Source organism: Iodobacter sp. (assembly GCF_025352645.1).
Classification (GTDB): Bacteria; Pseudomonadota; Gammaproteobacteria; order Burkholderiales; family Chitinibacteraceae; genus Iodobacter.
Map to the genome: position 1 here is coordinate 26,695 of NZ_JANXSO010000107.1, position 14,277 is coordinate 40,971.

The 14,277-nt window shown below is 46.7% G+C and carries 13 protein-coding genes, 1 pseudogene and 1 riboswitch; of the genes and pseudogenes, 5 read left to right on the plus strand and 9 right to left on the minus strand.

Going from position 1 to position 14,277, the window contains the following annotated elements; genetic code table 11:
* Positions 1–327 precede the first annotated feature (327 nt).
* The 3 genes from Q0R17_RS12445 to Q0R17_RS12455 form a co-directional block, all read right to left on the minus strand.
* On the minus strand, positions 328–1,626 hold the full coding sequence (locus Q0R17_RS12445) for a carbohydrate porin (protein WP_293935621.1): 1,299 nt from the start codon (positions 1,624–1,626) through the stop codon (positions 328–330).
* A gap of 493 nt (positions 1,627–2,119) precedes the next feature.
* Positions 2,120–3,133, minus strand: coding sequence for a substrate-binding domain-containing protein (locus tag Q0R17_RS12450; protein ID WP_293935622.1), 1,014 nt, complete (start codon positions 3,131–3,133; stop codon positions 2,120–2,122).
* A gap of 408 nt (positions 3,134–3,541) precedes the next feature.
* Positions 3,542–4,066: an ATP-binding protein gene (locus Q0R17_RS12455; protein WP_293935623.1), complete on the minus strand. Its 525-nt coding sequence runs from the start codon at positions 4,064–4,066 to the stop codon at positions 3,542–3,544.
* A 38-nt stretch (positions 4,067–4,104) separates the two neighbouring features.
* Positions 4,105–4,309, plus strand: a riboswitch (yybP-ykoY riboswitch).
* A gap of 2 nt (positions 4,310–4,311) precedes the next feature.
* On the opposite strand from Q0R17_RS12455, the gene Q0R17_RS12460 reads away from it, so the two are divergent.
* From Q0R17_RS12460 to Q0R17_RS12470, 3 genes are all read left to right on the plus strand, one after another.
* Positions 4,312–5,304, plus strand: coding sequence for a sodium:calcium antiporter (locus Q0R17_RS12460; RefSeq protein WP_293935624.1), 993 nt, complete (start codon positions 4,312–4,314; stop codon positions 5,302–5,304).
* A gap of 184 nt (positions 5,305–5,488) precedes the next feature.
* Positions 5,489–6,031, plus strand: a complete 543-nt coding sequence (locus tag Q0R17_RS12465; protein ID WP_293935625.1) for an NADPH-dependent FMN reductase — start codon at positions 5,489–5,491, stop codon at positions 6,029–6,031.
* A 279-nt stretch (positions 6,032–6,310) separates the two neighbouring features.
* Positions 6,311–6,805 (plus strand): hypothetical protein, encoded by a 495-nt coding sequence (locus tag Q0R17_RS12470; RefSeq protein WP_293935626.1) that lies wholly within the window; start codon positions 6,311–6,313, stop codon positions 6,803–6,805.
* 130 nt (positions 6,806–6,935) lie between these two features.
* Here Q0R17_RS12470 and Q0R17_RS12475 read toward each other — a convergent pair whose 3' ends face one another.
* The 4 genes from Q0R17_RS12475 to leuB form a co-directional block, all read right to left on the minus strand.
* Complete coding sequence (locus Q0R17_RS12475; RefSeq protein ID WP_293935627.1) at positions 6,936–7,982, minus strand: phospholipase A; 1,047 nt, start codon at positions 7,980–7,982, stop codon at positions 6,936–6,938.
* Positions 7,983–8,304: 322 nt separating this feature from the next.
* Positions 8,305–8,967 carry a DUF1345 domain-containing protein gene (locus tag Q0R17_RS12480; RefSeq protein WP_293935628.1) on the minus strand — a complete coding sequence of 221 codons (663 nt, stop codon included), beginning with the start codon at positions 8,965–8,967 and terminating at the stop codon, positions 8,305–8,307.
* A 489-nt stretch (positions 8,968–9,456) separates the two neighbouring features.
* Positions 9,457–10,419, minus strand: coding sequence for an Asd/ArgC dimerization domain-containing protein (locus Q0R17_RS12485; RefSeq protein ID WP_293935629.1), 963 nt, complete (start codon positions 10,417–10,419; stop codon positions 9,457–9,459).
* Between the two features lie 114 nt (positions 10,420–10,533).
* Complete coding sequence (leuB, locus tag Q0R17_RS12490; protein WP_293935630.1) at positions 10,534–11,598, minus strand: 3-isopropylmalate dehydrogenase; 1,065 nt, start codon at positions 11,596–11,598, stop codon at positions 10,534–10,536.
* 232 nt (positions 11,599–11,830) lie between these two features.
* On the opposite strand from leuB, the gene Q0R17_RS12495 reads away from it, so the two are divergent.
* A complete protein-coding gene (locus tag Q0R17_RS12495; RefSeq protein WP_293935631.1) occupies positions 11,831–12,049 on the plus strand; it encodes a DUF1653 domain-containing protein in 219 nt (72 codons plus the stop codon).
* Positions 12,050–12,171: 122 nt separating this feature from the next.
* The gene (locus Q0R17_RS12500) at positions 12,172–13,368 is read left to right on the plus strand and encodes a DDE-type integrase/transposase/recombinase (protein ID WP_293935632.1); all 1,197 of its coding nucleotides are present in this window, start codon (positions 12,172–12,174) and stop codon (positions 13,366–13,368) included.
* A 71-nt stretch (positions 13,369–13,439) separates the two neighbouring features.
* On the opposite strand, the gene Q0R17_RS12505 is transcribed toward Q0R17_RS12500, so the two are convergent.
* The gene (locus tag Q0R17_RS12505; RefSeq protein ID WP_293935633.1) at positions 13,440–14,093 is read right to left on the minus strand and encodes a hypothetical protein; all 654 of its coding nucleotides are present in this window, start codon (positions 14,091–14,093) and stop codon (positions 13,440–13,442) included.
* Positions 14,072–14,277, minus strand: a pseudogene (locus Q0R17_RS12510) (hypothetical protein); the annotation flags it as partial. The pseudogene Q0R17_RS12510 and the gene Q0R17_RS12505, both read right to left, overlap by 22 nt.

Sequence of the window (14,277 nt, forward strand, 5' to 3'; positions counted from 1 at the left end):
ACTTAGCTCTTAGTTCATTTCCTGCCACAGCACACCCATCATCCCAGAATGGTTTTATCTGGGATCCAGTAGAGCCACTGGATTCCCGACAAAAGCACTCGGGAATGATGCTATGTGAGCCATTTCAGGAAGTTATTTCGAGACCGAACACGCAGGCCTTGTCTAATATTAGACAGCGGTAAAAATCTATATTTTTAAATTGAAAAAACTCAAAGTAAATAGCCAGATTTATAAACGCTTTTCTCCATGAAACTCCGTGTTCTCTGTGGCCTCCGTGTTTCAAGATTTGGGTTGTCTAAATATCAGTTAAGACTGAGCCAGCCCAACTTACCACCACACTTCGGCCTGAGCGCCAAAGGTGAAGCCGCTTTTATCATTGCCAAACGGGCCATTGGCCGATAGCGGGTTGTTCACCGCTTTTAGGCCAGCGGCATCTTGTGCGGCTTGATCCCACTTGGCGTAGGTAGCAAAAAAGCGTAATTGCGGACGGCTCCAAAAGCCTTTTTCCGGCTGCACTAAAAATGCTGCCGTGGTTTTGAGCAGATTACGAGCATCGCCTTCTTCTGGCTTCACACGGTCGTAACCCACTTCAATAGCCGCGCCCAGATTATCGGTAAACATATAGGTTGGGCGCACGCCGAACGACATCCAAGTCTGGCCCTTGCCTGCCGCCACCGGATCTGTTTTTTGCCAAATCGCCGCCATCATGCCGGAGTAGCGGCTGTTTTCTGGCTGCCACATTAGCTGCTCAACCACGCGGTAAGCTTTATCGCCCGAATCCGCGTTTACATTGGGATAACCCGCAGCAAAGCTAGAAATATTGCCCTTGGCGTATTGCAGAGCAATCTTATTAAAGCCACCGAATACACCGTTTTGAGTGTGCATCACATTCAAGCCAAAGCCATTAGTGGCCTTACCTTGGTCTTTATCGGCTTTATTGGCAAAGCGCAAATCAAGACCCAGCGTTAGCTCGCCATTAGGATTAACTTTAATGCCAGACAAACGGAAATCATGGCCGGATACGCCAATTTTTCGATCTATATTTTCAATGCTGGTGTCAGATGTAGTAACTGTGTTCTGACGCCATGCGTAGGCAAATTTAGCAAGACCCACGTCTACATTTTCAATCCCAGCGCCAGGGCCGGAGTTATCCCAGAAGTAAAAATCATTGATATGCACATCTTGGCGATCATAAAAGCGCTTACCTACCCACAGTTTGCTGTCGCCCAAACCGACGCCTTCGGCCGTGACATACATTTCACGGAAAGCAAACTCGGCAGATTTACCTGAATCACTTTCCCAATCCTGAAACTGCTTGGCAGAAACAGCGAGGCGCGATTCAACTCTAAAGCGCGTGCCGGTTTCTTTTTTCTCAAACACATTACCGCCAACTGCAAATTCAGCGTAAGTCTCACATTCATTACCCAAGCGATACTTAGAGCCCGCACCATCGAGCTGAAAACAAGATTGCGATCCGCCACCCGTGGCATTAGAGCCAATACCGCTGCGTGCATAGCCATGAAAATCCACCGGCATCGCCATGGCACTGCTCGCCAAGCCTAAGCCACAAACGGCCAGCGCTAACTGGGCCGGTATAAATAAATGATTTACTGATTTGAACTTCATCTCATCTCTTCCCTGAATAGACAAACGACTAAGCCACCTTGTAGTAAATCAATAAATAGCTACAAAACAGCAAATCATATTGCCAAGCCTAATCAAAAGCGCTTTCAATCCATTGTTTTATTTGTTTTAAACGGTTTGAAAGCGATAAAAACAAACCCAACCACAATTTCCAAAGCGGTTTGGATTTTATTTTTCGTAAGTTAATCCAGCGCACTACATGATGTAAACTACATTATTAACCCTATTTACATTATTTTAATGTCATTTAGGTGGCCGTTTTTTCTAAGCAATACCACTGTAAAAGGCAATAAAAATGCCCGCTTCCTTACAAGGGAAGCGGGCAAGCCATCAAATGCGATTTACATTAAAAACTACGGGTAAATAATCGAGTACTCACCAAAAAACCACAGCGATATTCCCGTTTTATCATAACGGGCCATGGACGGCATCACTCTCATTAACAAGCAATATGACCAACCAACACCCCGCTCAATTAAATCAAACAAGCCTGATCACTGGTGCCTGGCTGCAATACGGTTGGCCAAAGCACTTGCAGGGATGCAGGGTCTTCCCCTCTTAGCCGTGCCAACATCAGCGTTGCCAGCGTTACACCCGCTTCACGCGGTTCAGGCTGGCGGATGGCGGTAATGTTTTGCCCCATAGCCAGCTCAGGAGCTACGCCACCAAAGACAATCAATGAAATATCCGTTCCAGCCCTTAATTCAGCTTGGCGCAAGGCCGTTAACACCCCCATCGCCGCCAGATTATTATCCACCACCACCGCAGTTGGCCGCAGGCTTTGCTTAAGTAGACGATGCATTAGTGCCTCACCCATTTGCGCCGTCAGTGCGCCTTCTTGTAGTAAGGCCGGATCAATCGTCACATTCGCGGCCTGCATCGCAGCCACAAATCCCTGCTTACGCTGCATGGCAAAATTAAGCGCCAAGGGCGCAGAAATCAGGGCGATTCGCTTATGCCCCAGAGCCAGCAAGCGCGCTACTGCAGCACGTGTGCCCGCATCATTATCGTAATCAAACCAAGGATAAGGCGTATCCATTTGTGAACGGCCATGCGCCACAAAAGGAAACTGGCACGATTGTAAATAGCGTAATCGCTCATCAAATACACAAGTGCGGGCCACAATCAGCCCATCCACCCTATGGCCTGCCGTAATGCGCTGGTAAGTCTGTAGCTCATTATGATTATCGGCTGAGATCAGCATCAGATCGATGCCCGCATCATTAAACTGATCGGTCATCCCGCCAACAATGGCATGAAAAACGGGGTCATTTAAATCATTGGGTTGCAGTGGATAAATCATTCCAACGCAATCGGTGCGGCCCAGCGCCAGTTTTCTGGCGGTACTATTGGGGCGATACCCATGCCGCTCAGCCGCCGCAGCTACTTTTAGCCGCGTTTTTTCACTGACATCAGAAAAGCCATTTAAAGCGCGGCTTACCGTCGTTGGCGATAAATTCAGTAGCAGAGCCAATTCCCGCAAGTTCATTATGTGTACTGTAAGATTTTGATCATTGAGCTTATACCACGCTGCCAGTCGATTACACCAGAATTCAAAATTCTGAAGAGTGCAAATGCGAATATCACCTAAAAAAAGCAAACTGAATTAGCCCGCACTGATTCAAAAATGGATTCATAGACCAATGCAGGCCTTAAATAGCGCGATATTATGCCGCCAACCATTTTTTTAGCATGGCTTGCAGTGCCTCGATATTAATGGGTTTAGCGAGAAAATCATCCATACCTGCGCCCCCGCACTCCCATTATTGCCTTAAGCGCGGGTGTATTTGAGCAAGATCGCCAACAGTGCCTTGACGCAGCATGGTGATTCCTAGCTGGCGAATCTGCCGCGTGGCTTCAAAACCATCAATATCCGGCATCTGGCAATCCACAAAAATCAGGGCAAGCTTAGCGCAATCGCTTCGCGCCCATCCTCTGCCAGCTTCAGCGCAAAGCCCAACTTAGATAAAATTGTTTTGATAACGGTTAAATTAAGCGGGTTATCGTCGACCACCAAAATAGGCAGTGCACACTTTGCAGCGGGGCTTGCATACAGTGCCTTAGCGGGCACGTAGCTAGGCGCGGAAAAATCCAACTCTATACGGATACAAAACCAAAAGCAGGAGCCCTTGCCAAGCTCGCTTTCCAGCCCTACCTCACCCTCCATTAACCTAGCCAATTCACGCACAATAGATAGCCCCAGCCCGCTGCCACCATATTTACGTGTATTGTTATTATCAATCTGAGAAAAAGGCAGAAATAGCGCTAATTGCTGCTCTGGGCTAATGCCAATACCCGAGTCATAGACTTTAAACATCAGCATGGCGTGGTCTTTTTCGCGGCGGCTTTCATAAGCCTCTACGGTGACAGTGCCAGATTCTGCACGATAGTAAAAATACACAAGGCTATAAAGTGTAAACAAGCACCTTGCTCAGCCTCACCATCTCTGCCAAAATTTGCCATCCTGTCATTGGGGAGTAGCTATCTTTCGCGCAAAGCGAGGGAGGTGACGTCAACAAACTTGCAGTCTCTTGCTGCATGGCGTCATTAGTAATCGGCGAATAGCGGATTACCCAGCGAGACCTTTGGCCTCGATGCGTTTGCCTGCCGGGCAAGCCGTATCGTTGCGCCATTGGTTTATTTGCTTGCCCGGCATTGTGATTTTGCATGTTACTTACCCTACTGCTGTTTTTTTGCTCCGCCATTGCCATCTATTTAGCCTGTGATTATTTCGTTAACGCCATTGAATGGTGTGGGCGACATATGAAGTTAGGCGCAACTGCCGTGGGCTCGGTCTTAGCTGCTTTTGGCACCGCCTTACCAGAAAGCGCCGTCACTTTTACCGCCGTAGTATTGGGTAGCACACCCGAACAAAAAGACATCGGGGTTGGTGCCGCCATGGGTGGTCCCTTGGTTTTGGCAACCATTGCCTATGCGGTAGTTGGCTTAGCGCTATGGCGTAATCGTCAGCGATTAGCGCGCAAAGATTATTTAGTTCAAGTTGATCAAGTACGCCTTAGTCAAGATCAACTGGCTTTTTTAGCTATTTTTATATTTAAAGTAGCCCTTGGTTTAGTGGCGTTTGCCTATAAACCTTATCTAGGGCTGATCTTTTTACTCGCCTACGCCGTGTATGTATGGCGAGAGATTAATAGCGCCGAAACCGCAGCGGAGGAAGAAGAGCTAGAACCGCTCAAGCTACGCCCCAATAGTAATAACTGGCGCTGGGCCGCTTTACAAGTCACGCTAGCGCTGGCCGTTATCGCTTTTGCCTCGCATGTTTTTGTCGCCCAATTAGAAAGTTTAGGCGCACTACTTGGTTTGTCCCCACATTTAGTAGCGCTCTTACTCAGCCCCGTTGCCACCGAGCTACCAGAAATCATGAACACCCTAATTTGGGTACGCCAAGGGAAGGAGCGGCTAGCACTGGCTAATATCTCTGGCGCCATGATGATTCAGGCCACTATTCCAAGCGCACTGGGTATTTTCTTCACCCCTTGGCGCTTTGATGGCCCATTACTGGCTTCTGGTATTGTCACCACAATTGCTATTGTGCTGCTATGGCAGATGTTTAGGTGCGGGCACGTAAACTGCAAACAACTCAGCGCCATAGGGCTACTCTATGGCGTATTTGCGCTTGGCTTGGGGCTATATTTATAGATGGAATGGTCTTTATCAAAGGCTTAGAGCCCCTTGCCAGTTAGTGGATTCAACGATAAGAGGGTGTGCCCATCACAGCGCACACTCTTATTTATTTGTGTTTACACCTGCTACTGGCGCATTAAAGTACACAAGCAAAGCCACTGCTTAGGCATAATTTACAGCCTCGATACTCGGATTATAAATGTGCAAAAAAATACAACTTCTTGCCCTATCCGGCAGCCTGCGAGCCACTTCGCGCAATACTGCCTTGCTAAGAGCCATGCAGCAGCTTGCCCCCGCAAGTATCAATATCACGCTATATCAGCAGCTCGCGCTGATTCCCCCATTCAACCCTGATTTAGATATCGACGATTTTCCTGTTATTGCCGATTTAAGAGATCAAATCATCCAAGCCGATGGCTTAATTGTCGCTAGCCCAGAGTATGCTCACGGAGTGAGCGGCGTGCTCAAAAACGCCTTAGATTGGCTAGTGAGCACACCAGCTTTGGTCAATAAACCCGTAGTCACCTTCAACGCAGCGCCACGCGCCCATCACGCCTTTGACTCACTACAAGAAATACTCAAAATGATGTCGGCACACTGGATAGCTGATGCCTCTATTACCCTCCCCATTATTGGAGCAATTGAAACGGCAGCAGATATTGTGGCGAATAAGGTATGCCATAGCGCAATTAGCTCGGCCCTAATATGCTTTACAAATGAGATTGAAAGATTAAAGAACTGAGCCGTGAAATGGTCAAGCAGATAGCTCAGGAGGCAGATCAAACGCCTTTAGCGCCGATTAAAGCACCACAAAACTCAGTTAAGCGGCATTAATAAACACATAAGTGATAACGCTAGCGGGTAAATCCCTTTATCATCTGCCACCAGCGCATATAGCAGCCTTGCTTTTCTTGGCTACAAAGCGCCAAGGCCAATCAGTGCCTAGGCTTAATTTCAAGCAGCTGTTGTAAGCATCAACTAAAGCTAGCGTTTGACCGCATTTTTTTATCAGGATTACCCAATGAATCACGCTCTAATCACCGAATTATTCGAAATCATCGCCGACGGCGGCCTAGAAGAAAACGACATCGCTGCAATGAGCGCTGAAGTGATCAAAGCACATGCCGATGCTCAGACCTACCTCGCCAATGATCCAGCAAGTAGCTACAAAGAAGAGTTTGCTATTCCACTCTGGGAATGGGTATTGCTTGAGCAACTTGAAGATGGCCTGATTTTTAAATCATCCCAAGCAGAAGAGCTATACAAGCAAATTGAAGATGCCTTTGGCGAAGGCGAGCTAGAACTCAGCGCCGATGCACTTACGGCACTGACCACAGCCGGTGCGCTTAGCCGCATTCAAAACGAACTTGCCCCTGCCTTTACACTGATTAATTTCAGCAAGAACGTTGCAAACGAAATGCAAATTCTGCTGGTGCGCAGTAATAAGCTCGAGCGTTTTATGGCGCTTTGCCAAGCCCTTGGCCTTGCTGCCACAGCAAGTTGTGCCAATCACTAATTTTGGCAAAAAAATAGCGCCGCAAATAAGTCATTATTTGCGGCGCTATTTAATCAAAAAATTATTGATGTATTTTTAGTTTTTTGGCTAAATCTCATTTAATTTACTTTAAATAACGCTAATTTAACAATTAAAAGCCATCATTAATGGCAAGTCCAACGCCAATCGTGGTTTGCTTCCAATTATAATCAATCATACTTTCACCATAGCCACTAAAAACCTGCACGTAACCACGTAATGGCCCAAGCACAGGCGGCGTAAACCACCCCGCCTTGATTGCCCCCCTACCGGTACTTAGGTTACCGCGCAGCTCACCCGTAAAGCTATTGCCTTGCCAGCGATAGACCGCACTTAGTTTTCCATGCCCTAAATAATCAACAATATCTGGGTTATCATCTGTATCGGCATTTTCTTTGACCCGATACCAAACTGTACCAAACAATGCAAGATTACCTTTTTCTACACCCACTTCAGAATAAAACCGATTCCAACTGCGTGAAATAGAATCTGAACGCCCATTAGATTCATGGATAAATCCTCCATTTAATAGCATCCACTTAACGCCAGCTCCTAAATCTAGATTTGGGCGATAGCTCACAATTAATTCGGGCATATAATTGCTATCACGAAATGGCCGTGAAACTTCACTATTATACAATTGCCAATGGCTTTGCTGAGTATACGCAGCCCATATACCCCAGCGCCTATCATCCGTCGTCCAAAGACGGTTTTTAAAACTCAGTTGAAATTTTGCCTCAACCTTATTTAAATTATATTTTTCATCAGCAGAGGTGCGATAAGGGGCATTATTAGGATTATTTGAATAACGCCCAAGCAAAAAGTAATTTTCTCTAAAAAATGATATTTTGTATGGGTCAGATAAAGGATCAAAGCCCCAAGCAGCATCAATCACTGAAACAATGCTTGGATCCGCGCGCACAGATTCAACTTTCGGCGCTTCAGCCACATTTAAGGCAGGTACTGGGCTAGCCGCTACCGTAGCCTCTGGCTTATCAAAACGCTCGGCTAATAAATCGTAGCAAGCCAAGCGCTCTACTCTAGCAGTGATCTTTCTGCAATCCACTGCCGTGGTTGGTTCAACCTGAGCAAAGCTACTACAAGCCGCCATAGTAAAAAAAAGTGCACTAAGGCAAAGTCTATTCTGAGACAATTTCATGTTTAATCCAGTTTATTAATCAATTTAAAAATCAAGCTTGCGTTAAATACCAAGAGATCAATAACACAGTAAGCGCCCACACTGATCACGGCTCATAAGACTCCGAAAATAACTAAAATCAGTGTCGCCATTCCCGCGTAGAGCCTGTCCTCGAATACTTTAGTCGGGAGCGGAAGCCAGCTACGCAGTTGGATTCCCGACAAAAACACTCGGGGATGGCGCTTTTTTAATCTGCTTGAAATTCATAAAAACTTGTTATTCTCTACTTATACATCAATAGGCAGTACATTCAATATCGCTCTTCTCATACTAAAAATTAGCATCAGCCTAATAACCCTGCCCCAACGTTAATAGACAAGCCCAATATACTCATATTAAACAAAAAAGATAATACTGACTGCAGCAAAGCAATTTGCCGCACTTTAGGGCTAGCAATGGCAACATCTGCCGTTTGCGAAGCAACCGCAATAGTAAATGAAAAATAGAGGAAATCCCAATAAGAGGGCTCTGGTGGATGATCAGGAAACAACAGTGGCTTAGCCCCCACCCCAGACAAATAAAATATATGCGCATAATGCAGAGCAAAAGCGGTGGGCAATAATAGCCAAGATGCCGCCAAGGTAAAAAAAGTCAGCGCAATGCTAAATGTTTTCTCTAAGCCCCGTAATTGATTAACTGAGCTTATTTCTAATAAAATAGCCAACAGGCTTACTATACTCCCGACACAAACCAAAATCAGCACCAAAAAAGCGCTTTCATCCTGAAGTCGAGCAATTTTACGAATATGTTGAGGGTCTGCCCGCAGCATAAGCCACCAAAGTGTCATCAAATAAAACCACGCTAATACATTCCAACTGACAATTCCCCGACTCAATGCAGACAACTCTTTGGGCAAAAAAACAAAACAAATCAGCCCAGCCAGAACAGCTAAAATAAGCCGTGGCCTTGTTTGTGTAAACACAAATAAATTATTTTTAAAATTCATAAAAAGTAGTACCCCACTTAAACTACCAACACACATCAGTATATTTAAAAGTGCATTGATCTACTCATTTTTAAATATACTTTAGGAAGTATCAAAAAACCTATACTCCTAAATAAGACAAGACGCGTATTAACAACTAGACGCCACATATATATTATATGTAAGAATATTTTTTAATGTGCAACGCAGTATTATGAGCAAAGATGGATTTTCCGAGGTTTCCTCTACTGAACTGATGCCCCATCAATAGCAACATACCGGTCTTAAATAGGGCGTTATTTTTACACCAAAGCAGAGTAGATTTAAAACGCGTTAAGTGCATGAGCGCCATTAATTTAGCTAAATTGACATTCTACATATCAAAGCATATTTGCCAATATTAAATAACACGCAAAAAATCGTAGCGTCCTATTTATGACGCTACGATTAAATTAAATTGCAATTAAAATAGCTAAGCCTGTGACCTATAAAACACAGCTTTTACCTTTATCAGGCCGCTGCGCCTAATAAACGCAATACAGCCATAGCGCCAAGACGGGTGTTATCTCCTGCCAACCACATAGATACACCTTGACCACTGGCACGCACGCGGCTTACCCAAACTTTATCGCCACCAATTACGTCCTGTGGTGTAGCTAAGCCAGCGCTACCCTGCGCCTCTAAGAAGTACACGCCTTCTGCATCGCTCAATGCCGCTTTTAATGTGTTTAAGCTGATATCTTCGGCAAAGCGCACATTTAAGCTGATGCCGTGGCCAAAAAACATCGGCACGCGGGCACACGTTAAGGACATTGGCACGTCAGTAAATATGCTGGCCACTTCGCCAATGATGCGCTGCTCTTCCACGCTTGCACCGTACTCATCCACAGCGCCTGCCACCGGGTGCAAATTAAACGCCATGCGCTTTGGATAAACATGGCTTTGTACTTCACTTTGGGCAAACAGGGCGCGGGTCTGCTCAGATAGCTCATCAATCGCCGCCTTACCGTCTTGCGATACCGACAACATAGCCGTAACGGTTAAGCCAGAGAAGGGTGCTGCTTTAGCCAAGGCCTTGAGCACAGGCAACAAAATGGTGGTGACTTGATGCGGCAAACGTGCCACGCCACCTTTCTTTAGCCGAGCATCTGCTTCTGCCAATGGCGCATCCGCACCGCCGCTTAAATCTACCACTGCCGCACCTGATTCAGCCGCTATCGTGGCATATTGCGCTGCCGCGGCAGTATCTTCGCCACAAAACACCACCAAATCGGGCACTTGCCAGTTAAATTCATCCAGGGCAAGAATTGGGAAATCTTGGCCGCGAAACTCCACCATCTCGCCTTCATCTTCAAGCGCTAAAGGGAAAAAAGTAGAGAATGACTGGGACGTTGCTCCCAACACCTCCAATAATGTTTCGCCCGAAGTGCTATTAGCGCCGATTACCGCCAGAGAAAGTGGTTTTGTTGCCATGATCCAGTCCTTTAATTTACTAAAACAAACAGGGCGCAATATGCGCCCTGCTTATAAATGCGTCCAGCGGTCTATTTTACAAGCCTTATACCGCCGCGTCTGCGTGCTAAATACTTAAAGCGCCGCCACCACGGCATCGCCCATTTCTGAGCAGCTTACTTTGCGAGTGCCTTCTTCATAAATATCGGCCGTGCGTAGGCCATCGGCCAATACTTTTTTCACGGCGTTTTCAATACGTAGCGCAACTGCTTCCAGATTAAAGCTGTAACGCATCATCATGGCCACCGATAAAATAGTCGCCAGCGGATTAGCAATATTTTTACCCGCGATATCCGGTGCAGAGCCATGGCTAGGTTCGTACAAGCCTTTGTGATTTTTATCAAGCGACGCCGAAGGCAGCATGCCAATCGAGCCAGTCAGCATAGAGGCTTCATCACTTAAGATATCGCCAAAGATATTGCCAGTGACCATCACATCAAACTGCTTAGGGTTACGCACCAGCTGCATAGCGGCGTTATCAACATACATATGCGTCAACGTGACCTCAGGGTATTCCTTAGCCACATCAATCATGATTTCTTTCCAGAATTCGGTGGTTTCCAGCACGTTGGCTTTATCCACCGAACACAATTTTTTATTGCGCTTCATGGCAATATTAAAGGCCACATGCGCGATACGGCGTACTTCGGATTCGGCGTAAAGCATGGTATTAAAGCCCTCACGCTCACCGGCTTCATTAATGCGAATACCACGGGGCTGACCAAAGTAAATGTCGCCAGTCAGCTCGCGCACAATCATAATATCTAGGCCGCTCACCACTTCAGGCTTAAGCGTAGAGGCATTCGCCAGCTCTGGGTACAAAATAGCCGGGCGTAAATTGGCGAATAATTGCAAGTCTTTACGAATCGCCAACAGGCCGCGCTCTGGGCGCAAAGGCCGATCCAGATTATCGTAAGCAGGGCCACCCACCGCACCCAGCAACACCGCATCTGCTTCCCGCGCTAGCTTTTGGGTGACTTCAGGATAGGGCGAGCCGTATTGATCGTAAGCAGCACCACCCAGTGGCGCTTCGGTCAGCTCCATCACAAGGCCTTCTTGCTGCAAAACATTCAGCACTTTTCTCGCCTGAGCAACAATTTCTGGGCCAATGCCATCGCCTGGCAATACTGCAATCTTCATACAATCAACCTCTGCTAATCATTTAAATGGATGATCAACGCTACCCAATATTCGCGTCAATTTTCTGGCCAGCGCCTGCCCCACTGCTGCATCCTGCAAATAAAGCCCAATTACAAATGCAACAAAGCGAAATACAATACGCGTAAAGATTCGCCTTGGATCTTACCTGCTATCCCCTGACACGCCAAGAAGTCATGCCGTGCCACCTTACATGCACAATACAAAAGTAGAGATGATGAGTAGCATAAAAAACGGCATTTACCAGCACCACAAAGGCCCACTTTATCAAGTGATTGGCCTTGCAAAACACAGTGAAACCGAGGAAGAAATGGTGGTTTACCGCTGCCTTTATGGCGACTTTGATCTTTGGGTGCGGCCTTTAACCATGTTTACTGAAATACTGATAATTGATGGCGAAAGTATTCCCCGCTTTCGCTGGCATTCTAAATAAATACAAAGACTTAAGCCGCTTCAAACACCCCTTCGGTAAGGTTCACACTCATAGGTAACACATTCGTCCAAGGACATAGGTAACACTTCTCTGGTTTGTGATACGCACAACTGGAGCACGTTATGCCGTGGAATGAGGTGAAACCGATGGATGAAAAAGTGAAATTTATCGCCGAATATTTACGGGCCGATTTAACCTTTAAAGCCTTGTGTTTGCTGTATGGGATCAGTCGTAAAACGGGCTACAAATGGGTGCAGCGCTATCACGCTTTAGGCATTAATGGCTTGCAATGGCAAAGTCGTCGCCCGCATCACTCGGCTGTCACCCCCTATGTGGTGCGTCAAGCGGTGCTGGAGTATCGCAATTACAAGGGCGATATCCTTGGTGCAAAGAAAATCCATCCGCTGTTGGCGACGCGTTTCGACGAATCACTGCTTCCATCAAAGACGACGATTAACAATATTTTGAAAATAGCGGGCTGCGTCAAAACACGTCGTCGAGCTCAGCGTACACCCCGCTCGATTCAACCGCTCAAGGCGGCTACAAGCGCGAACCAACTGTGGAGTGTCGACTACAAAGGGCAATTCAAGCTCGCCAATGGCCAGTGGTGTTATCCCTTGACGATCATGGATCATGCCAGCCGTTACTTGCTGGGTTGCCAAGGATTCAGTAGCACCTCAGTCGCAGATGCCAAGGCCGTGTTTGAACGATTGTTTCGCCAATATGGCTTGCCGGAGCGAATTCGCAGTGATAACGGCGCACCGTTTGCCAGCACGGGAGTCGGTGGGCTATCCAAGCTATCGATTTGGTGGATTCGCTTAGGGATTATTCCGGAACGAATTACCCCCGGAAAGCCGCAGCAGAATGGTCGGCATGAACGGATGCATCGGACGTTAAAGCTACGGATCGGCTCGCTTGGTGTAGAGGATTTACCGCGGCAACAGGTGATTTTAGATGAATTTCAGCGTCACTATAACGACGATCGTCTACACGAAGGATTAGGGCAACAGGTACCGAAATCGGTCTATCAAGCCTCGACGCGCAGCTACCCTGAAATGCTGCCTGAGTTGGTTTACCCCAGCTATTTTGAGCGAGGACGTGTCTGTCAAAACGGGCTGATTTATTGGCATAGTTTGCGCATCTATATCGGCTATGTATTGCGTGGTGAATGGGTGGGTTTGGAGCAGGTGGGTGAAGCGATGTGGGACGTTTACTTTGGGCCGATTCGACTAGGTTCGTTTGATGAGCGACAGGTAACAGGTGCAAAAAATGATTACTTAACTTTAACGCGAAAAGTGTCACCTATGTCTGTGGACTAAAGTGTTACCTATGTCCTTGACCTTTACACACGTGGGGTTTCAACGGATTGCAGCAGCATAGCCAGCTCCTTTTAAAAATTTACCGGGTTGGTAATGGCAGCGCTCCACATTGGATCAGTTGTGGTTCGAGGCGATACTTTTACCCCTCCTCCTGCATATGGAGAAGCAGGGTGCAAGGGACAAATGGAAGTGTTCGCAGCTATAATTGGCTTTAATAATTCAGTACCGAAAAGAATAGATCCTACCCCCATATCAGAATCACTACTGATGGTATATTCCATCCCCCCGCCACGCAGGTAAATAATTCGTCCAATCAGTGAACTTTCAATGGCAGCGACGGATTGGTGATATGCAAAACCGTAATACATCAATCTGGTTAGAGTAAAGTCGCTCCATGCAACACCACGCACCCATAGTTCTAGCAATAAACCTGCTACATGATCTGCTCCTAATGATGCAGGGTGAGCCGAATTGTAATAGCGATACACAATCAATCGCGTCAATTTATGCTCTGGTGAAAAGAGGACAGGAACGGGGTAATAGGTATTCACATCCCCACCAACAATAATCGTTGTTGCAAACGGTAAACTACTGATCTTTTGGTTTATGGCATCTTGCACAAATGCGGTATTTGCTCCCAAAAAAGAAGAATCACCCCGCGAAGCGGTTGGAAATGTAGGCTTATCCGTAAAGTTAGGGCTTTTTAACGGGGCCAGTCGCCCCAACCGTTTGGCCAGTTGGCCTGAATCCCCAGCATCCAGTACCCCCCCCCTTCGCCGGTAATAGCATTCGCAATCTCATCTTGCACAGAATTCAGCCATGCTGCAGGCAGCACGGTACCCAGCGTGCCGGTAACGGGATTGCCATCTACAAATTTATTATCTGCCGTGCCAATTTTCTGCATATCAA